Annotated in this window: 17 protein-coding genes; 6 read left to right on the forward strand and 11 right to left on the reverse strand. The window is 68.2% G+C overall.

The window, feature by feature from the left end:
- The 5 genes from NS3_RS17460 to NS3_RS29540 form a co-directional block, all read right to left on the reverse strand.
- A partial coding sequence (locus NS3_RS17460) for a WXG100-like domain-containing protein (protein WP_444980679.1) occupies window positions 1–1,947 on the reverse strand: 1,947 nt, incomplete at its 3' end.
- 15 nt (window positions 1,948–1,962) lie between these two features.
- Complete coding sequence (locus tag NS3_RS17465; RefSeq protein ID WP_067860973.1) at window positions 1,963–2,478, reverse strand: YbaB/EbfC family nucleoid-associated protein; 516 nt, start codon at window positions 2,476–2,478, stop codon at window positions 1,963–1,965.
- Between the two features lie 14 nt (window positions 2,479–2,492).
- Window positions 2,493–2,804: a hypothetical protein gene (locus NS3_RS17470; RefSeq protein WP_067860975.1), complete on the reverse strand. Its 312-nt coding sequence runs from the start codon at window positions 2,802–2,804 to the stop codon at window positions 2,493–2,495.
- A gap of 119 nt (window positions 2,805–2,923) precedes the next feature.
- Window positions 2,924–3,721: an ESX secretion-associated protein EspG gene (locus NS3_RS17475; RefSeq protein WP_067860977.1), complete on the reverse strand. Its 798-nt coding sequence runs from the start codon at window positions 3,719–3,721 to the stop codon at window positions 2,924–2,926.
- A complete protein-coding gene (locus NS3_RS29540) occupies window positions 3,721–5,751 on the reverse strand; it encodes a hypothetical protein (protein ID WP_067860979.1) in 2,031 nt (676 codons plus the stop codon). The genes NS3_RS17475 and NS3_RS29540 overlap by 1 nt, the downstream gene beginning before the upstream one ends.
- 254 nt (window positions 5,752–6,005) lie before the next feature.
- Between NS3_RS29540 and dtd the strand changes: the two genes are divergently transcribed.
- The 3 genes from dtd (at window position 6,006) to NS3_RS17495 (ending at window position 7,583) form a co-directional block, all read left to right on the forward strand.
- Entirely contained in the window at window positions 6,006–6,437 is a 432-nt protein-coding gene (gene dtd / locus NS3_RS17485; RefSeq protein ID WP_067860981.1) for a D-aminoacyl-tRNA deacylase, read from the forward strand.
- A gap of 294 nt (window positions 6,438–6,731) precedes the next feature.
- Window positions 6,732–7,037, forward strand: a complete 306-nt coding sequence (locus NS3_RS17490) for a WXG100 family type VII secretion target (RefSeq protein WP_169811657.1) — start codon at window positions 6,732–6,734, stop codon at window positions 7,035–7,037.
- Between the two features lie 15 nt (window positions 7,038–7,052).
- Complete coding sequence (locus NS3_RS17495) at window positions 7,053–7,583, forward strand: YbaB/EbfC family nucleoid-associated protein (RefSeq protein ID WP_067860985.1); 531 nt, start codon at window positions 7,053–7,055, stop codon at window positions 7,581–7,583.
- Window positions 7,584–7,589: 6 nt separating this feature from the next.
- Here NS3_RS17495 and NS3_RS17500 read toward each other — a convergent pair whose 3' ends face one another.
- On the reverse strand, window positions 7,590–8,144 hold the full coding sequence (locus NS3_RS17500) for a hypothetical protein (protein WP_067860987.1): 555 nt from the start codon (window positions 8,142–8,144) through the stop codon (window positions 7,590–7,592).
- Between the two features lie 11 nt (window positions 8,145–8,155).
- Complete coding sequence (locus NS3_RS17505; protein ID WP_084495697.1) at window positions 8,156–8,851, reverse strand: hypothetical protein; 696 nt, start codon at window positions 8,849–8,851, stop codon at window positions 8,156–8,158.
- Window positions 8,852–9,168: 317 nt separating this feature from the next.
- Here NS3_RS17505 and NS3_RS17510 point away from each other — a divergent pair, with 317 nt between their 5' ends.
- From NS3_RS17510 to NS3_RS17520, 3 genes are all read left to right on the forward strand, one after another.
- Entirely contained in the window at window positions 9,169–14,970 is a 5,802-nt protein-coding gene (locus NS3_RS17510; protein ID WP_067860989.1) for a DUF8616 domain-containing protein, read from the forward strand.
- 11 nt (window positions 14,971–14,981) lie between these two features.
- Window positions 14,982–15,386: a hypothetical protein gene (locus tag NS3_RS17515; protein WP_157101396.1), complete on the forward strand. Its 405-nt coding sequence runs from the start codon at window positions 14,982–14,984 to the stop codon at window positions 15,384–15,386.
- 148 nt (window positions 15,387–15,534) lie between these two features.
- Complete coding sequence (locus NS3_RS17520; RefSeq protein ID WP_157101397.1) at window positions 15,535–16,053, forward strand: SMI1/KNR4 family protein; 519 nt, start codon at window positions 15,535–15,537, stop codon at window positions 16,051–16,053.
- A gap of 106 nt (window positions 16,054–16,159) precedes the next feature.
- On the opposite strand, the gene map is transcribed toward NS3_RS17520, so the two are convergent.
- From map to rplO, 4 genes are all read right to left on the reverse strand, one after another.
- The gene (gene map, locus NS3_RS17525) at window positions 16,160–16,960 is read right to left on the reverse strand and encodes a type I methionyl aminopeptidase (protein WP_067860996.1); all 801 of its coding nucleotides are present in this window, start codon (window positions 16,958–16,960) and stop codon (window positions 16,160–16,162) included.
- Window positions 16,961–16,985: 25 nt separating this feature from the next.
- Window positions 16,986–17,531: an adenylate kinase gene (locus NS3_RS17530; protein WP_067860998.1), complete on the reverse strand. Its 546-nt coding sequence runs from the start codon at window positions 17,529–17,531 to the stop codon at window positions 16,986–16,988.
- Window positions 17,528–18,850, reverse strand: a complete 1,323-nt coding sequence (gene secY, locus NS3_RS17535) for a preprotein translocase subunit SecY (protein ID WP_067861000.1) — start codon at window positions 18,848–18,850, stop codon at window positions 17,528–17,530. The genes NS3_RS17530 and secY overlap by 4 nt, the downstream gene beginning before the upstream one ends.
- A 156-nt stretch (window positions 18,851–19,006) precedes the next feature.
- Entirely contained in the window at window positions 19,007–19,450 is a 444-nt protein-coding gene (gene rplO, locus NS3_RS17540; RefSeq protein ID WP_067861002.1) for a 50S ribosomal protein L15, read from the reverse strand.

Below are 19,450 nucleotides of genomic sequence, written 5' to 3' on the forward strand. Positions count from 1 at the left end.
GCGGTCCGGGGCCGACGAGGCGGGACCGTCCGGGGTCCGCCCGGGCTGCCCGGGAGCCGGGTCGGCGCGCGGTGCGTCGTTCGCGCCGCGCGCCGGGTCGGCGGAACGGCTGTCGGCCTCGTCCGCGCGGCTCGGCGCGGTGCTGTCCTGCTGCGCGGGGGTGCTGTTGGGCTCTGCCGGGGTGCTGCTCGGCCCCGCCGGGGTGCTGTTGTCCTGCTGCGCGGCGGCGGATTCCGCGCGCGGCGCGTTGTCCGATGGCGCGTCGGCGGTGCGGTCCGTGGCGGCGCTTCCCGGGTCGACAGCTCCCCCAGGCGTGTCGCCACTCGTCTCCGACCGGGTATTCGCGCCGTCCGTGCCCGCCTGGTTGTCGCCGTCGTTGTTGTCGGTCTTCGCGTCGCCGGGCGGGGTGGGCGGGGCGGGCGGAGCCTCGCCTTCGGGCCGGGCGGGCGAATCGCTGTCACCGTCCTGCCCGGTGGTGTCCGAGCCGGGGTCGGTGGCGTTCTCGGGCGTCGTCCCGGCCGCGGGCGAGGTCTGGGGGGCGGGGTCGCCGGTCGAGTCGGCTTCGGGACCGGCGGTGTCCGGGGCGGCGCCCTCGGGTGCGAGACCCGCTCCGTCCGTGCCGCTCCCCGTCGGATCCGCGGCGCCGTCGGTGCCGGTCGGGTCGGCGCCGTTGGTCCCCGTCGGATCGGCGCCATTCGTGCCGGTCGGGTCGGCGCGGTTGGTCCCGGTGGGATCGGCACCATTCGTGTTCGCCGGATCGGCACCGTTCGTGCCGGTCGGATCGGCACCATTCGTGTTCGCCGGACCGGCACCGTTCGTGCCGGTCGGATCGGCACCATTCGTGTTCGCCGGACCGGCACCGTTCGTGCCGGTCGGATCGGCACCGTTGGTCCCCGCCGGATCAGCGCCGTTCGAGTTCGAGCCGAGGGGATCCGGAGTGCCGCCGATACGCGGTTCCGGGTCGGGTGGCGGCGCCGGATACCACTCGGGATGCCGGTTCTGATAAAAACCGTCGGCCAATGATCGGCTGGCGCCCGACATCGCGCCGTTCGACATGCCCGCGGTGAGCATTCGCGGGTCGAATTCGGTCTGCTTGGCGGTCTCCCACGCCTTGTCCCAGCCGTCCTGGTAGGCGTCGATCCCGAGCTGGGTCAACACGCTTCCGCCGAAGCCGGCCACCGATCCCACCAGACCGGCCGTCGTTCCGACCACCGCACCGTTGATCGAATGGTGCCCGAGGTTCGGCAGTTTCTTGCCGATCCAGTCGCCGAAGGGGCTTGCCGCACCCGCGCCCACCGCGGAACTCGCGGCGGTCACGGCGACCTGCTCCCAGTTCATGTTGTCGCGGTGGCCCGCCTGGACCTGGTAGCCCTGGATCGCCACTTCCTGGAAGGTGCCGATGATGGTGTCGAGGGCGATGTGCCGGACCAGGAAACTCGCCGCCCGCTGGCCGACCAGTCTTGCGGTCAACTGCACGATCCGGTTCATCACCCGCTGGGCGAGGAGCCGGATTCCGACGCGAGTCAAGCCGATGGCCACGGCCTCCGCGGCGGGGGCGGTGGGCGGGAAGATCCACGCGGCCGCGATCTCCGCGGCGAGCAGCGCCAGCGAGCTGATCATCATCAGCTGGGCGTATTCGATCTCGGTGCCCACGTCGTCGGCGGAATCGCCGATCTGGTCGAAGAACTTCGCCAGTTGCTCCAGCGAATTGTCACCGCTGCGCAGCGCGTCGAAGGACTTAAACATCTTCTCCATGCCCTCGCCCTGCGGGTAGGCCGCGAGGGTGGTGCTCTTGGCGTGGTCGATGTCGCCCAGGATTTCCCGCAGGCCGTTCGCCGCGGTGCGCCAGTCGCCGGCGATGTCCCACATACCCTCGGGTTCGCCCGCAGGCCAGTCGGAGCCGGCCACCCATTCCAGCCACCGCAGGTAGCCGGGCAGCTCAGCCATCAGTGCCTACCACGGTCACCAACCGGAATCGGTGACTCCACGGTCACGCTCCACCGGATCGACCGCCTCGACATCGGTGAACCGCAGCGCCTTCGACTCCTCGTCGGATTCGGTCGTCGACCGCTCCCTGGCCGACGGCGGCGCCGTCGAGACGACCGGCGCGACCGGTATCGCGGCGCCGAGATCCGGCATGCCCTCGACGAGATCGGAGAGTTTGGGCAATCGCGCGCGACGGTCCCGCAGCGTGGACATGAGCTCCTGCCCGCGCCGGGAGACGTCGGCGGCCGCCTGCTGCGCCGCGTCGGTGACCGCCTTCGCGATCTCGGGATAGGTCAGTTCCTCGATGGCCGAGCCGAATTTGGTCTCGATCACCACACCGTCGGCGTTGACCGTGACAGTGACCTGCTTGCGGATCGTGGCGGTGGCCGTCAACTGGGCGCGGTCCCGCTGGACGCGCGCGATCACCCTCATCTGCTGCTGGACCTCGTCCAGCACCGACAGCATCTCGGCTTTCGCGAACTCGTTGGTCATCTACGCGGACCGATCTACGTCGTGTACTGGTTGCCGTTGCCGTGATCCATCTTTCGCAACTCCCGGGCGGCGTCGGTCTGCGTCTTGCTGAAGTTGCCGAAGCTGGTCGCCATGTTCTCGGCGCTCTTCTCCAGGTTCTCCCTCGACTTCGTATACCCGTGGTCGCCCTCGGCGAACTGCTTGCCCAACTTGTCGTTGCCCCAGGGTTCGCCACGCGAGGCCAGCGAGGTCGCCAGGGTGTTCAGCACACCGTTGATCCGATCGCGGACTTCGCCGGTCGCCTGCGCCGCCTTGTCGAGCAGCGGCGGATAGTTCTCGACAGTCATGCCCTCGACTCCTCGACACTCGCACCGATCCCTCGACGGTGCCGGAGGCGGGCGACCGAGCGGTATCGGCAGCGTGAACGCAAGGTGCCGTGCTATTTACAGTCGGGCGCGCGAGGCGATCAGCCCCGCATCTCCCAGTGGCTCTCGGTGCGCGCGAGCATGTCCTCGATGACGTCGTCGACCTTCTTGGTCAGCCACTTGCGTCCCATTCCGACGGCAAGCGGTGCGACAGCGGGTAATTCGATCACGTAGCGGCCGTCACCGGGCAGATCGCGCCACACCAGGATGTGCTCGACGAGACCGCGCGGTCCGTACATGGAGTGGCCCTGATGCACGGTAATGGCGCCGGTCCGATCGGCCGGAGTCTCGAAGAATCTTCTGCTGCGGCTGATTTCGGGGTCATCTGCGGTCTCGGTGACCAGCGAACGCGGAAGTTCGTATTCCTGCATGACATCCACCTGATCGGCGACGAGGGGAATCGTGCCCGCCCGTCCCGCATCGACCCCCGGCGGGAGCAAATTCACGATCGCCTCCGCCAGGCCGCGCGGTCCACAGTCCATGACGGTGTAACCGCCACTGTGACCGATGGTTTCGCCGGGCTTCTGAACGACGAGATACCCGTGCGCCCCGGTGCGGCCGGCACGCGCGCGAACCCACAGCTTCGGATCGTCGCGCCCGCGGTCGTGCCAGCTGAGGACCCGGACGGAGACCTCGGGACGGACCAACACCCGAGTCATCTCGGCGAACCTCGGGTCGCCCGTGGCGCGCAACCGTTCCCAGGTCGATATCTTCTGACGCTCGTAGTCGTCGGCGGACTCCGCGCGGCCCTGGTACGTCAGCGGCGGCGGAATATGGCTGTCGGCGTGGCGTTCACAGAGCACCCGGAACTCGAGGTCGGTCAGTTCCCAGCTGTGCATCAGGGCCGGACCGCCGGGCGGGACTCGCCGAGCGATTCCTCCTCCGCCACCAGTTGTTCCGTACCGAAGTCGATCTGCCGGATCAGCGGCTCCGAGCCGGTGGATCGCGCGATCACGCCGGGGACCACCGCGCCGCTCTCGGTCTCGGAAGATACGCCCGCCCCCCATGAAGCGTCCGAAATCGTGGCATCGGCGTCACCGGAAACCGGTGCCGGGGAGAACTTGTCCGGAGTCGAGAAGAGGTTCAGCGGAACATCCGGTAGGGCAGCGCGCGGGAACAGGTGCGTCGAGTGCTCGGCTGCTGATCCCGAGCCGAAGTACGCCCCGGTCTCTTTCGACTCGACCTCTTTCGACGCCGTATGCGCGGCGATCGCTTCCTCGGGTATTCCGAGCAACCCGGCGAGTGGGCGCAGTTCCGGGTGCTCGGCGATCAACTGCGTGAGCTGCGGCGATTCGGCCAAGGCGGCGCGCAGGTCCGGGAACTTCTCCAAGAGCCCGCTCAGCGGGCCGAGATCGGGACCGCCGGAGACGGGGTGCAGTTGCTGCAACGACTCCAAGAGGGTGGGTAGCGCCTGCGCCAACGCGGGCGCCGTCGAGGACAGGGCGCTCACCAGTGAACTGAGCATCTGCGCGGCGCTCTGTCCCGCGCCGGTGTCCTGCGAACCGGGGGCGGGTGAGCCATTCCCCGGTGAGCCCGCACCCCCCGGCGACTTCCCGGGCCCCGGGGCGCCGGCTCCGGGAGTTTGGCTGTTCTGGTTGTTCTTCGGATCGTTCTGGTTGCCCTTGGGGTCGTTCTGATTCTTCGGATCGTCCCCGACGGCCTTGGGCTCTTTCTGGTTCTTCGGATCGTCTTTGAGGGCCTCGGGCGTGCTCGCGGGTGCCATGTTCTGAGTGGGACCGCCCTGGCCTGGTCCCGCGCCCGGCCCCGCGCCCGGCCCCGCGCCCGGCCCCGCGCCTGGTCCCGCGCCCGGATTCTGTCCCGGATTCTGTCCCGGATCCGTCTTCGCATTCGGGTCCTGCTTTGCGGGGTCCACCTTCGGCGGCGCGGGAGGCGCGCCGGGAACCGGCGGGCCTTCCAGCCCGGGGAACTGCTTTTCGGAGGCGCGCGCACCCGTTCCGTAATACTTGTCGAAGTCCTCCCGGATATGGTCCAACTGCCCCGAGCCGCACGGTTCTTCCGCTTCGGTCGGCATGTGCTTCTCGGTCAGATCCAGCCAGTCGGCGGTGTATTCGTAGTTCAATTCCAGCGCGCGGGAAGCATCGCTGAGCGCGAGCACCGTCCCGGCGTATTTTCCGATCGCCGCGAGCGCCTGCTCGCCGCCCTCACTTTCCCAGCTGTCGGCGGTGATCTGCTTGAGGCCGTCCATGAGCTGCGTGGCTTCGTTGTTGGCCCGCTTGGCGATCTCCCCCCATATCGGAGCCCGGACCATCAGGCTCTCGGCCTCGATGGCCTGGCCGACCTTGTACAGATCTTCCCAACTCAAGGTTTCGCCCGCTTCCGGCCTGGCGGCGATGGGCACTGCCGTACCGAGCTTCACGCCTTCGGGTTTGACGAGCCCTTCCGGGACCTTCAAGTCCTGGTGATACCCGCCACCGTTGGAAACGGGCGTCTTGTGATAGGTGCCGCTATCGAGATCCCACTCGCCATCCTTCTTGCCGGGCAACTTCCAGGGAATGGACTCCGCGCCGGGGTCGGTCTTCACGTCTTTGAGAGCGTCGAGAGTCGCCGCGGATTCCTGCTCGTTCTTCTTGTACAGATGGTCGGCGTTCTGGAAGAGCTCGATCAGATCCTGCAATGTCTTGATGTGATTGCCGAGCTGCTCATAGAAATTGCCCGCGGCTTCGTTGAAACCGTGGGCGAGACGCCCGCCCGAAGGCAGATCACCGAAGTCCTTCTGCGTCAGCTTGTCCATACCGACACTGTCGAAGAGCGCCTTGTAGCCCTTGAACGCGGCGATGGCGTCGGAGCAGGCTTTCGCGGCCGCGAGGGCGGCGCCGGGAGCGACCTTGACCTTGCGCGACTTCGCCAACCCTGACCAGGCTGTGTTCTCTCCCACGCCGATACTCCTCGATACCTGCCACCGACCGCCCCGGGGCACCTTAAGCTCGATCAGTGACGAGTCTATGACACCGCGGTGAATCATCGGCGGGAGATGTCTCGGGCTCGTCGACGAAAGAGGCTGTCGCACTTGCCGATAACAACCGGCGCACCTGTTTGCCGGTATCGACGTGACCCGTTCCGACCTGGCCGCGGCGGGGCATCCCGAGATGGGAAGATCACCCGATGCGGGTACTCCTCCAGCGTGTCAGCTCCGCCCAGGTCACCGTCGACGGTGAGCTCGTCGGCCGGATAGAACCCGACCCACAGGGTCTCGTCGCGCTCGTCGGCGTCACGCACGGCGACACGGTCGACACCGCGCGCGCCCTGGCGGAGAAGTCGTGGCGGTTGCGCGTCCTCGACGGAGAACGATCGGCGGCGGAGACGAACGCACCGATCCTGGTCGTCAGCCAGTTCACGTTGTACGCCGACACCGCCAAGGGCCGCCGCCCGTCCTGGTCAGCGGCCGCGCCGGGAGCGGTGGCGGAACCGCTCGTCGAGGCGTTCGCCGAGACACTGCGCGCACTGGGCGCGACCGTCGCCACCGGCCGCTTCGGCGCGCACATGCGTATCGAACTCGTCAACGACGGTCCGGTCACCGTCCTGCTGGAAGGGTGAGGCGGACCTACCGACCTCCGCCCTGACGACCGCGACCACCTGTGACGAACTGTGCCGCTACGAGGACGGCACGCCGACCCGGTACGCGCCGCTGATCGATCACGACCACGTGCTGCATTTCCGTACCGAATCTCCCTGACGGGCAGGTGATCCCACCTCCGACTCGCCCGGCCGCGGTTCGATCCACCCCTGCTCTGACAGCGGATGTTCTCCTTGAGTTCACTTTCCGGCTGTGGCACAGTCAAGTGTTCACGTGTTGTCGTCCGGCAGACGCGACCCGGAGGGGAGTCCACCATGAGCAGAGTTCGAGTGACCTCGCAGAGCGTGGCGAAGCTCGCGGGGGACGTGGAGGGGTTCGGCGGCCGGCTGCGTAAGATCGCCGACGCGGCCGAGGCGGCCCTCTCCCCGAAGAGTTCGGCGTGGGGCGACGACAAGTTCGGCAGCGAGTTCGCCGACAAGGGCAAGTTCGACGGCAGCGCGACGACCATGCGCGACAACACCCGCAAGATCGCCGACACCTTCGACAACCTGGCCGAAGGGCTCTCCGACGCCGCGCGCGGGCTCCGGCGCACCGAACGCGCCAACACCTTGCGGTTCTAGGTCGGAGGGGCGAGGGTGCCGAACGAATTCGCCCGGCAGGCGACCTCCGACATCCTGGACGGGTTCGCCGCGCAGATGCGCGCCGTCGCGGCGGCCGCGCAGCAGCGCGCCGAATTGACAGCGACGGCGTTCGCGCAGGGCAAACGGGTCAAGGTCACTGTGAACGCCGACGGCGTCGTGCTGGAGACCCGCTTCTCCCCCCACATCGGCGACCTCACCTACGACGAGATCGCGCGAGCCGTGACCACCGCCGCCCAGGAGGCCGCCAAAGAGGCGGCGAAGAAGGTGGAGGCACTGGTGGCGCCGATCAACGAGCAGCGCGCCCGCATGCCGAAGCTCTCGGATCTGATCGACAACCTGCCGGATCTCGAGTCACAGCACCCGGTCATCCCGCCGGCCTCCACGGTCCCGCTGAGCGCCAGGAAGCACGCCGCGGGCGACCCGGACACCGGCGGAACCGACCCGGACGCCGCCGGTGCCGAGTCGGCGGAGGAGTACCGAGCGCGGTGGGACAGCCGGGGCAGCGTCACCGACCAGGGCTGGTGAACGCCCTCACCAGGTCGACAGAGTCCCCGCGTAGTGGTCGCGGATCGCCTCGAGCCGCGCGCGGGTGAACCTGCCGGGCTCCCGCTCGTACACCGCCCGCCCGTCCATCGACGAGAACGCCGTCGCCGGGACCGCCTGCGCGGAGTCGGGCAGGAACTTCAGCACCTCCTCGACGGCGGCGAGCGCGGTCGCCAGCGTGTGCCGGGCCGCGCGCCTGCCGCGGTCGTCGAGGTTCGCGCCGCGCTCGGGCACCTGGCGCGCGCACTGGTCCGAATACCACAGCCACATACCGGGATCGAGTAGTTCGGAAGGGTTGTCGGCGCCGAACCGGACGGTGTCCGTGGGCGGCGGCAGCACCTGGTCGGGCATGCGGAACTCGTACTGCCGGGTGGTGCCGCAGCCGGCGCATTCTCCGCTGTAGCGACTGGCGAGTTCGCCGTCCACGGTGACCACGGCACTGCGGAACGCGCAGTCGGCGGTCCCGCACACGTGACACGGCTGCAGCCGCAGGAAGAGCCTGGCCTCGGCGTTCGTTCTGGCCGGCGGAAGAGTCTGTGGCACAGCCGCTCCCCTCACTTCGATCCGTCGGGTAGGTGAGCGTAGTTGGCTCGCTGGACCGGGGACAACCGCGCGACGGCGAGTTCACCCGCGCCCTCGCAGATGGGGCAGACGCGCCGATCGAAGCACTCCGGGCAGCGGCGCCGGCCGAGACGCTCGTCGGCGATCCATCCGCGGCCCTCGCACACCGGACACCATCCCGTGCCGGCGCATTCGTAACAGAGGACGTGACCGGGATCGACGGTGTCGGCGGAACGCGCGGGCGGGCGGCGGTCCGGCTCCGGGGTGGTGAGCGCGATCGCGGGTGTCTCGCCGGTGTAGAGCACGACGGTCGACGTCGTCGAGAAACGCACGCGCAGTTGCGATCCCTCGCTCGAGCCGTCGACGACCAGCCCGCCCGCGGACTCGTCCCGATTCGCTGCCGAGTTCTGCGTGTTCGCGGCGGCGACCTGCCATTTCGCGGCGGTCAAGGCGGCCGTGACCTGGGCCGCCAGGGTCTCCGGCGATACTGCCGGGTCGCGCGATCCCCGGACGGTGAGGCTGTGCCGGTAACGCGGGGGCTGCTGCCAGTCCGCCACTTCCGGCTCGCCGAGCGCAGGCATAGCGGCGAGCGCGTCCGGTGTACAGAGCGCGACGAGTTCGGCGATCCGCTCGTGCAGCTCGCCACCCCTGCGGTCCAACTCGGCACGCGCGGCCGCTGTCTGTGCCATCGGTCCTCCGGATCTCGACGCTACCACCGACCCGATCACGCGCGGCGGCGCCGCGGCAACCGGGCCCCTCCGAGTATCGTTCGTTTCCCGGCCCACCGTTGTTCGTATTGTCTTCACCGGGCGGTTGTGCGAAAGTCGACAGTGCAACACCGATCGAAAGACGGTACACGGCAGGGTTTTACGCGGTCGCCGAGTCCGCGTTCCGCGCGGATGCCAGGCCGGCGCGTCGAGCGAGGAGCTGAAGTGGGAGGGTTCACGCCATCGGCCGCTCGCTGCGATCGCCGCCTCGCTCACCTCGGTGAAGGCTGAGACCGCCGGTGGCACTGTCGTTTCCGAGCTGGGCCGAGCCGATCGAATGGCTCGTCGGCGCCGACTGGCCGCACGGCAACGAAGACCTCATGCGCGAGATGGGCCGCGACCTCGACGATGTCGCCAAGGACATCCGCGCGCTGATACCGGAACTCGACGGCATCATCAGCGGCCTGAAAGAGGTCTATCCGGAAGGCAGCGGCGGCGAGAAGATCGTCGCCTGGATGCAGCCCCTGCGCGACAGCGCCGACGGCAACCACGGCTCGCTGGAGAAGTTCGCGGCCAACTACGAACTGCTCTCCCAGTCCGCCGATTCCATGGGCGACCAACTCGAGGCCGCCAAACTCAACTTCTACATCTCCTTCGGTTGGGTGCTCGCCGAACTCGCGCTGGCCGCGATGAGCGGGCCGGTCGGATGGTTCTCCTCCAGCGCGATCTTCGCCACCGCCCGCGCCGCGTTCCGCGTGATCGCCAACACCCTGTTCGGGCGGATCGCGGCGATCATCGCACGGATCGCGGGTGGACGGATCAGCGAAGCGATGGTCAAACGCGTGCTGATGGAAGGCCTGCAGGAAGCGTTGGTCGAGACGCTGCAGGGCACCTCCCAGGAACTGCTGGTCCAGACCATCCAGAAGCAGTCGGGCAATATCGACGGATACAACTGGGACGCGGTCTGGAAGAACGCGGCCGTCTCGGCGGTGGCGGGCGGCGCGGGCGGGCTCACCGGCGGACTGGCGAGTCTGCGCTTCGACACGAGGATGGGCGGCAGGCAGGGCGCGCTGAACGGCGCTGTGGTGGGCGGACTGGGCGGCTTGGGTGGCGCATTGGCGGCCGGCCTGGTCACCGGTGAGTTCGATCCGCGCAGCCTCACCGGCGGCATCTTCTCCGGCGCGGGGCCGGGGGCCATCCGCGGGTTGCGCGGCAACGGCACGGTCGCGGTGAACATCGACCGGATGCCGACCGCCCCCACCCTCGACGGAGCGGTCCCCACGGTCGAGCCGGTCACCGCGGCAGACCCGGCCGCGGCCCTCGCCCAACCGGCCCAGGCGGGGGACCCGAATTCCCCCGCGAACAGCCCGCAGTCGACCCAACCGGCCGGTTCGAGCGGCGACCCCGGCAAGGGGGCCACCGAATCGCCCGAGGCGGGCGATCCCGCCGCCGCTCGAGCCACCGAGTCCGAGCCCACGGACAGCGCACCGCCCGCGGCGGACAGCCGCCGGGACAGCGACGCCCGAGAGACCTCCGACGAGTCGGGCGCGCCGCGCGACACCACGGGAACCACCCAGGCGAACTCCCCGGACTCGGGCGCCTCCCACCAGTCCACCGGCGACACCGGACCGGCCGACCGAGGAAGTCAGGACCGGTCGAACGCCGGCGATCCGGCGGCCGACACTCGATCCGCCGCCTCCCCCGACCCGGCGACCTCCGAGGCGAGGGCCGCCGCCGATTCGACCAATTCGGGGACCGACTCCACCGCCACCTCGGCCGATCGTCCAGCCGACACCACCCCCGCCTCGGCGAGTCCGAACGGTCAGGCGCCGAGCGCGGGCGCACCGAACGGCCTCACCGGGGCATCTCCGGCAGCCCCGACGGCGGCGGCGCCCGGCACGTCCGGTCCCGGTACCGCGGGCGCGCAGTCCGCCGCCTCCGCACAGCCGGCCGGGACCTCGCCGGCGGCGCCGAATACCTCGTCACCGGCCGCGCCACCCCCTTCGGGGTCCACCGCCACACCGGGCTCGTCCACACCCGGCTCGTCCACACCCGGCTCGTCCACACCCGGCTCTTCAACGCAGAATCCGGCGCCGTCCCAGCAGCCCGCCCACCCGCACGAATCCGGCCGGACGTCCCGCCCGGACGGCGCCGCATCGCTCGACGCGACCACCGACGGTTCCCGGCCGCCGGTGGTCGCCTCGCCGTCGCGGGCCGGGCTGGTCGACGCCGCGCAGACATCTCCGTTCACCGCCGCGCCGCAGGCGATCTCCACCGGCGTCGCGGTCGATCCGGCCACCTCAACCTCCTCAGCCCCCTCAGCCACTTCGGCCACCGACACCGACTCGACGCCGGCGGCCGCTCTGGTCGCGCCGGTCGCGCTGTTCGTGGCGGCCACGGACACGCCGCGAACCGCACCGCGGATGCCGTGGGACGGCCGTGACAGCGGGCAGCGCGGAACAGCGAGCCCGGTCGGCGAGTTCCACGGCGACGCCCGACCGGCCGGCCAGCCGGATCTGGACACCGCCCAACTGCTGACCGCGATCAGCGACAACCTGCTGCTGATCACCCCCGAGACCGTGTCATGGAACCGGGATGGCGGCCATTTCGTCCTTCCGGACGGCCGCCGCATCCACCTGACCATCGCCGCGACCGCGAACGGCGCGGTCGCACAGTTCGGTCCCGCCACGGACGGCGACGGCTACGAGGTGCGCGTCTCCCCACGCGCCCGCACATCCGACGTGCCGCGGGCGCTCGCGCACGAACTCGCCGAGATCGCGCTCTCGCTCGACCCGGACATCGATATCGACCCGGTCACCGAGACACCGACCACGATGACGACCCACCTCGGCGGGCGGTTCGCCGAACTGCGCGTGCTGCTCTCGCAGGTCGACCGCGCCACCTTCGATCCCGCGCGCGCGGCCGAACTGCCCGCGCTGCGCCGCGATCTCGCGGATCTGTCCGCCCATCTCGATCTCGACGACCCGGCCGGCAGCCGGAATCGTGACCTCTTGCGCGACCACGATCCCCGCCTGGCCCAGCGATTCGGCCTCGAACAGAACAATCCGTTCGCCGCGCGGCCCACCATCGGCCCGGATACCGACCTGGCCGAGGACACTGCTCCCTACGACGCGCGCCTCGAAGGGCACCTCGATGGCGAGTACGCCGACAGCCTGCGCCGGATGGAGAACGCGGGCTTGCAGGGACGAATCCGCGAGGAACTGGCACGCCGCGTCTTCGATCCGCTGTTCACCGGCCCGGAGGCGAAGGCCGCGCGCAGGACGGTCCCCACCCCGGACCTGCTCTCGGCACTGGACCCGATCAACGCCGCGCTGAACGACACGACGACGACGGAAGCCCAGCGCGCCCGCGCCGTCTCCGCCGCGATCGACGGCTTCCGCGACGCCATGCCGCAGGCGTTCCGGGACACCTTCGGCGACAGCGGTTTCCAGCGCATGTACGACGCGGCGGCCGACCTGGCGAACCATCCGCGACGGATCACCGCCGAGCTGGACCAGAATGCCGGAACGGTCACCGTCGACGGTCGGCCCCTCTCGTTCGTCGACTTCCTACGCGACGTCGACCACGCCAATCGCGGTGCGACCGCCCTGGGTGTCGACGTCGAGTACACCGTCGTCGTGCACGATCCGGTCGACGGCAGATCGGCGGTCGAGATCCTGCCACGGCCCAGGCCCCAGCATCGGCTCCCGCTGCCGCAGAACGTCTTCGGCGAGGACGACCATCGCATCGAGCACCAGCCGCGGCCCGCGGCCTCGGCGACCGCGGCGGGTGCGCACACCATCGACGTGGGTGTCGGCCGCAGCGCCTTCGGCGTCGAGATGACGCCCGCGGCGGATCGCGCCGCGGGCGGATTGATCATCAAGACCGAACTCGCCTCCGAGTTCCCGGTCGCCGCCCAGCGCCGCCGCGACCGCGGCATCCTCGATCCGGGACCGCTCACCGCACCGGGAACGGTGATGGTCTTCGGCGACCTGCTCTCCAACGGCGGCGCCCTCGTCCACGGTGGCACGGGCACCGTGGGACGCATCTTCATCAACAACGTCAGCGCGCACTTCGACCCGAGCCAATACGACGCGCTCGCTGCCCAGTTGGTGCGGAGTCTGGCTCCCGGCGGACGCATCGAACTGCAATGGGACACCAAGCCGGAGAGCGAAACGGGCTATGTCAACGACCGCGGCCACATCGACGGCGATCGGCTCTTCGCCGCGCTGCAGCGGCTGTACCCCGACACCGACCTGCCGTTCCGGGTGCAGGAGCGCACGGAATTCCCCCCGCCGGGTAACTCCGACTACGACTACACCATCGACGCGGGCGGCAGCAATGTCCTGAACCGGCAGAAGATGGCCGAGTTCTCCGCACCGCGCCCCGACCACCGCATGGTGATCGTCTACGAGCCCGCCGGCGCCGGGGGGCCGTCCGAGCATCGTGGCGCCGCGGCGGCGGTCGGCGACTTCCACGGCCACGCCCGCCCCGACGACCGACCCGACCTCACCGACCCGACCACCGAGGTCGACTCCACACCCACCGTCGACACCGACACCCCCATCGACCTCGAAGCAATCCACAACCAACACGCCGAACACACCCCCGCAGGCATCTCCCACCACCGCGGCGACCCCACCATGGGCGACCTCCCCCACCGAGTCCCCCCAGACCCCAACCACTACACCGCAGACACCCACATCACCCCCGACGGCCACGCTCAAATCGGCAACCACACCCTCACCCCCCAGCAATACGCCGACCTCCTCCGCCGCTCCGGCTGGGACGGCGTCACCCCCATCCGCCTCATCGGCTGCGACGCCTCCACCAACGGCTTCGCCCAACAACTCGCCCGAGAACTCGGCGTCGACGTCCTCGCCCCCACCCACGCCGCCTGGACCGACACCAACGGCAACATCTACAGCAGCACCCCCATCACCAACCCCGACGGCACCCGCAGCCCCCGCATCCCCCCCGACGGCCAATGGCAAACCCACCACCCCAACGGCACCACCACACTCGCCGGACCCGACGCGAATCCGCCCGGAACGGCGGCGCCGATGGCAATCGATACGAGCAGTGCTGTCGATCGATCACAACCGGCCCAGTCACCGAATGCCGCTCAGAGTCCGTCAACCACCGGAACCCCCACTCCTGCCTCGAACACGACGAGTACTCCACCGGGATACCAGACACCGTTCGGTGACCGTCGGGACGCAGTGCGTGATCGAATCACTCCTCCTCAGCGAGTAGTGGACGCACCTCCGCTCGCTCCCAACCAAACCGGCGTTCATGGTGTTCTGCGCAACGATTACCCGATTCCGATTCCAGCGGGTGACCCGACGAAGATCATCAACGGGAAGACGGCATCCGGCGAACCGTTCACCGATCACATATTCGGAGATCCCCCGAAGGAAACGGTGGTCCGGAATTACCCACCCCGCGCGGTGGATTACCCGAGGAGCGCGAGGCACGGTGGCGGCACCTTCACGGTGATGCGCCACGAGCAGCACATCATCTACCCACCGGATGACAAGGGAAATGTCCGATCGATCTCTCGATCCCAGGTCGGCGACAACGTGGTGAGCACCGAATCCCTGAACGGCCGTCACGTGCGGACCGAAGGTGTCATCCGACATGACTTCGCCAGGTCCGACCGGGTCGACCGCGATGATGACAGCCGCGAGAGCACTGCGGCAACAAATACCGGACACGAAGGCGTGGACCCGACCGGAACTGGCTTGACGTACGATGGCGGCCACGCATCGAGCTACCGGACCACACTGGACAGAGGACTGGTGAATCTCTTTGCACAAGAACGAGTATTCAACCAGGTTCAGTTCAGGGTGTTGGAGAATGCAATTGCCGACTGGGCAAGATCGGGCGCCGGAAGGGAAACACAGATCAAGATCGAAACCACTCCCGCAGGCGCTGTCACCCCAGACAGAGTGCGGGGGCGCATACGAATGGTGGACGGGAAAGGCAAGATCTACAGATCGATTCCGATCAACTTCAGCAACCAGGGCGGAAACGTGTTCGATCGCAAGGGTCACGGCATCCGATTGATCGACTACAAAAAGCATGTCGACGGCAGGTGAGAGGAGAGTTCATGGCCGATCTCGATGAGTCCGAGATCATTTCCGAATTAGTTGTAGCGACCGGCGAAGCTGCCGCTCTGGCATATCCGGACTGGACACATGCAGTGTCCACCAAGGTTTACCCGTCCCGCGGCGTAAGCACATGGGAGGTCGTGGCATACAAGGGCGACAACGGCCAACATGTCGATCTGTTCGACCACGACGACATCGATCGACGAATTTGCGATCATGCGGACAGCTTGTTCCAGGCCCAGGGTTCCGACTGGGTAGGCATGAAGTGTTCGATCGCCCGCTCGGGGCAATTCCGGATCGAATATTCCTACGACACCGACGAAGCGATCAAATGGGCAGGGGACTTCTTCGGAGGAAGCACGCCCGAGGAGTTGGTCGAGATATTGCGGCCTGTCGATCTGTGACGCACGCGGCCGACTCGGAAGGGAAACAGTGAGGGGCGAGGTCGCGGCATCGGCCGAACGTATTCGAGATGCCCTGCTGGAAAAAGGTTTCAGCGCTCGATCGGAGCGCGGTACCGGCAAAGCCTCTCGCTACGAGGAGTTGACCGGTGTGGCGGCCCCGCCGGAGGTAGTCGAGTTGTGGTCGGTCCTGGGTGGGGTCGATGTCGCGGGTATGTGGCTGGAAGACACGGACTCGGCTGGGCAGGCGTGCGCGGCACGCGCGAGGGAGGCCGAGGAGAGCGGGCCCGGCGTGCCCTATGAAGAATTGGACGGCTCGACCGATGGCGCGGTTCGGATGGTCTGGTGGGATCGCGGTTGGTGCCCTTTGATTCTGACCGCGGACAATGCCATTGCCGTCGACGGTCACCCCGGAGAAGCCGGCCGCATCGGGCAGGTGGTGTACTGCAGTTTCGAGGTGTACTCGGACCGGGAAGCGGTATGGGAGTCGGTCGCGGAGTTCCTCGGCGACGTGCTGACGGTCATCTCGTCGGAGGCGCTGATCATCGACGATGGGTACGGGTTGCTGCGAGGCGATGACGGCCGGACCAAGACCGTGATGATGGCCGCGGTGGAGATCGGACGAGCGCGGCGAGACGGCAGGCCCTCACGGTTCTCCACAGTAGTCTGAGCGGGAATTCGCCGACGACGGCCGGGTGGCGGTGTTGCGCAAATGGGACGAGGACGGCAACCCCATCGAAATCGTCGGCCGCCGCGCTCGTCCCGGTTCTCGAGGCCTACTCCGGCCGCAACGTCAGAATCCGCGGCCCGTCCTCGGTCACCGCGACGGTGTGCTCCCAATGCGCGGCGCGACTGCCGTCGGTGGTGACCACGGTCCAGTCGTCGTCGAGGATCTTGGTGTCGACGGTGCCGAGGGTCAGCATCGGTTCGATGGCCAGCACCGAGCCGACGACCAGTTGCGGCCCGCGGCCGGGGGCGCCCTCGTTGGCCAGGAACGGGTCCATGTGCATCTCACGGCCGATGCCGTGACCGCCGTAGCCGTCGACGATGCCGTAGGCGCGGCCGTGCTCCTTCTCGGCGGCACGGGTGCCCAGTTCGATGGCGTGCGAGATGTCGGTCAGGCGGTTGCCCGGCACCATCGCGGCGATGCCCGCTTCCATCGACAGCCTGGTGGCCTCGCTGAGCAGCCGGTCGGCCTCGATGACGTTGCCGACGCCGAAGGTCCACGCGGAGTCGCCGTGCCAGCCGTCGAGGACGGCGCCGCAGTCGATGGAGACCAGGTCGCCTTCGGTCAGGATCTCCCCGGCGCTGGGGATACCGTGCACGACGCGGTCGTTGACCGACGCGCAGATCGAGGCCGGGAAGCCGTGGTAGCCCTTGAACGAGGGCACCGCGCCGGCCTCGCGGATCACCGTCTCGGCGACCTCGTCGAGTTCCAGCGTGGTGACCCCGGGCTCGGCGGCATCGCGCACGGCGACGAGGGCACGGCCGACCACCGCGCCCGCCGCCGCCATCGCGTCGAGTTCACCGGCGGTGCGGAAAGGCACCACCTTCTTGTTCTTCCGGCCGAAGACCACTGGGCTCAGCGCTCCTGTGCCGTCATCAGCGGCCGAGCGCGGCCAGCGCGCGGGCGTTGACCTCTTCGACCTCGCCGACACCGTCGACGGAGACGACCAGACCCGCGTAGTGATCGAGCAGCGGCTCGGTCTCCTCGCGGTAGACCCGCAGCCGGTTGCGGATCACATCTTCGCTGTCGTCGGCACGGCCGCGCGCGAGCATGCGCTCGACCACGGTGTCCTCGGCGACGACGAAGCACAGGACCGCGTCGAGCTTCTTGTCGATGTCGGCGAGGATCTTCTCCAGCGCGTCGGCCTGATCGACCGTGCGGGGGTAGCCGTCGAGGACGAAGCCGTTGGCGGCGTCGGGCTCGCCGACGCGCGCCTCGACCATGCGGTTGGTCACGTCGCTGGGCACCAGATCGCCGGCGTCCATGTACTTCTGCGCCTCACGGCCCAGCGGGGTCTGCTGGCTGATGTTCGCGCGGAACAGGTCCCCGGTGGAGATGTGCGGGACGCCCAGTTTTTCCGACAGGAGGACGGCCTGCGTGCCCTTGCCGGCACCGGGCGGACCGAGCAGTACAACTCTCACTTGAGGAACCCTTCGTAATTTCTGTTCATCAACTGGCTTTCGATCTGCTTCACCGTGTCCAGACCGACGCTCACCATGATCAGCACCGCGGTACCGCCGAACGGGAGGTTCTGGATTCCGCCGGAATTACCGATGTCGAGGAACACATTGGGCAGGACGGCAACCAGGCCGAGGTAGATCGAGCCGGGCAATGTGATGCGGCTCAGCACGAAATTGAGGTAGTCGGCGGTGGGCTTGCCCGGACGGTAGCCGGGGATGAAGCCACCGAACTTCTTCATCTCGTCGGCGCGTTCCTCCGGATTGAAGGTGATCGCCACATAGAAGTAGGTGAAGAAGACGATGAGTCCGAAGTAGATCGCGATGTAGATCGGATTGCTCGGATTCACCAGATACTTCTGGATGATCTCCTGCCACCAACTGGGATCGGTCGCGTTCTGCGCGCCGGTCAGCTGCGCGATCAGGTTCGGCAGGTACAGCAGTGAGGACGCGAAGATCACCGGGATGACACCGGCCTGGTTGACCTTCAGCGGGAGGTAGGTCGAGGACCCGCCGTACATCTTGCGGCCGACCACGCGCTTGGCGTACTGCACCGGAATCCGGCGCTGGCCCTGCTCGACGAAGATGACCGCGACGATGATCAGGAACGCCGCCACGCAGACCAGCGCGAAAGTGATGTTGCCCCGGCTGTCCAGGATCGCCTTGCCCTCGGTCGGGATCCGCGCCGCGATGCCGGCGAAGATCAGCAGCGACATGCCGTTGCCGACGCCGCGCTCGGTGATCTGCTCGCCGAACCACATCACCAGCGCCGCGCCGGCGGTCATCACCAGGACGATGATGATCATGCCGAAGATGCTGGTGTCGGCCAGGATGTCCTGCTGGCAGCCCTGCAGGAGCTGGCCTCGGGCCGCGAGGGCCACCAGGCCGGTCGCCTGCAGGATCGCGAGCGCGATCGAGAGATAACGCGTGTACTGCGTCATCTTCGTCTGGCCCGATTGGCCTTCCTTGCGCAATTCCTCGAACCGCGGGATGACCACTGTGAGCAATTGCACGATGATGCTCGCGGTGATGTAGGGCATGATGCCGATCGCGAAGACCGACAACTGCAGCAGCGCACCACCGGAGAAAAGATTGATCAGCTGGTAGATACCGGCGTTCTCACCGCCGGAGACCAGGTCGACGCACTCCTGAACAGCCTGGTAGTCGACGCCGGGAGAAGGCAGCGCGGCGCCCACCCGGTACAGCGCGACCAACCCCAGCGTGAAGAGAATCTTCCGCCGTAAGTCCGGAGTCCGGAAGGCCGATACGAAGGCGGAAAGCACAGATCCTCCTGGCGCGAACGACATGGTCAGGACATGGGAATTTTCGGCAGGGTAGATGCCGAAACCCATGGCGAGGCTTGGCAGAACTATTGAACTCTAACAGTGGCACCGGACGAGGTCTCACTCGTCCGGTGCCACCAGTTGTAGAGCCTACCGTCAGCCCAGCTCGGTGACAGTGCCACCGGCGGCGGTGATCTTCTCCTTGGCGGAGCCGGTCACCTTGTCGGCGGTCACCTGGACCGCGACGCCGATCTCGCCGTCGCCGAGGACCTTCACGAGCTGGTTCTTGCGAACCGCGCCCGCGGCCACCAGCTCGGCCTTACCGATCTCGCCGCCCTCGGGGAAGAGCTCGGCGATGCGGCCCACGTTCACGACCTGGTATTCGGTGCGGAACTTGTTGGTGAAGCCCTTGAGCTTCGGCAGCCGCATGTGCAGCGGCATCTGGCCACCCTCGAAGGCGGCCGGGACATTCTTGCGCGCCTTGGTGCCCTTGGTACCACGGCCCGCGGTCTTGCCCTTGGAGCCCTCACCGCGACCCACACGGGTCTTCTCGGTCTTGGAGCCGGGGGCGGGACGCAGGTGATGCAACTTGATGGTCAT

Source organism: Nocardia shimofusensis NBRC 100134 (assembly GCF_001613125.1).
In the GTDB taxonomy this organism is placed as follows: Bacteria; Actinomycetota; Actinomycetes; order Mycobacteriales; family Mycobacteriaceae; genus Nocardia; species Nocardia shimofusensis.

Excerpts from the sequence above, each read along its gene's own strand:
- NS3_RS17465 (WP_067860973.1), bottom strand. The coding sequence starts at position 2,478 with ATGACCAACGAGTTCGCGAAAGCCGAGATGCTGTCGGTGCTGGACGAG.
- NS3_RS17470 (WP_067860975.1), bottom strand. The coding sequence starts at position 2,804 with ATGACTGTCGAGAACTATCCGCCGCTGCTCGACAAGGCGGCGCAGGCG.
- NS3_RS17475 (WP_067860977.1), bottom strand. The coding sequence starts at position 3,721 with ATGCACAGCTGGGAACTGACCGACCTCGAGTTCCGGGTGCTCTGTGAA.
- dtd (WP_067860981.1), top strand. The coding sequence starts at position 6,006 with ATGCGGGTACTCCTCCAGCGTGTCAGCTCCGCCCAGGTCACCGTCGAC.
- NS3_RS17490 (WP_169811657.1), top strand. The coding sequence starts at position 6,732 with ATGAGCAGAGTTCGAGTGACCTCGCAGAGCGTGGCGAAGCTCGCGGGG.
- NS3_RS17505 (WP_084495697.1), bottom strand. The coding sequence starts at position 8,851 with ATGGCACAGACAGCGGCCGCGCGTGCCGAGTTGGACCGCAGGGGTGGC.
- NS3_RS17515 (WP_157101396.1), top strand. The coding sequence starts at position 14,982 with ATGGCCGATCTCGATGAGTCCGAGATCATTTCCGAATTAGTTGTAGCG.
- rplO (WP_067861002.1), bottom strand. The coding sequence starts at position 19,450 with ATGACCATCAAGTTGCATCACCTGCGTCCCGCCCCCGGCTCCAAGACC.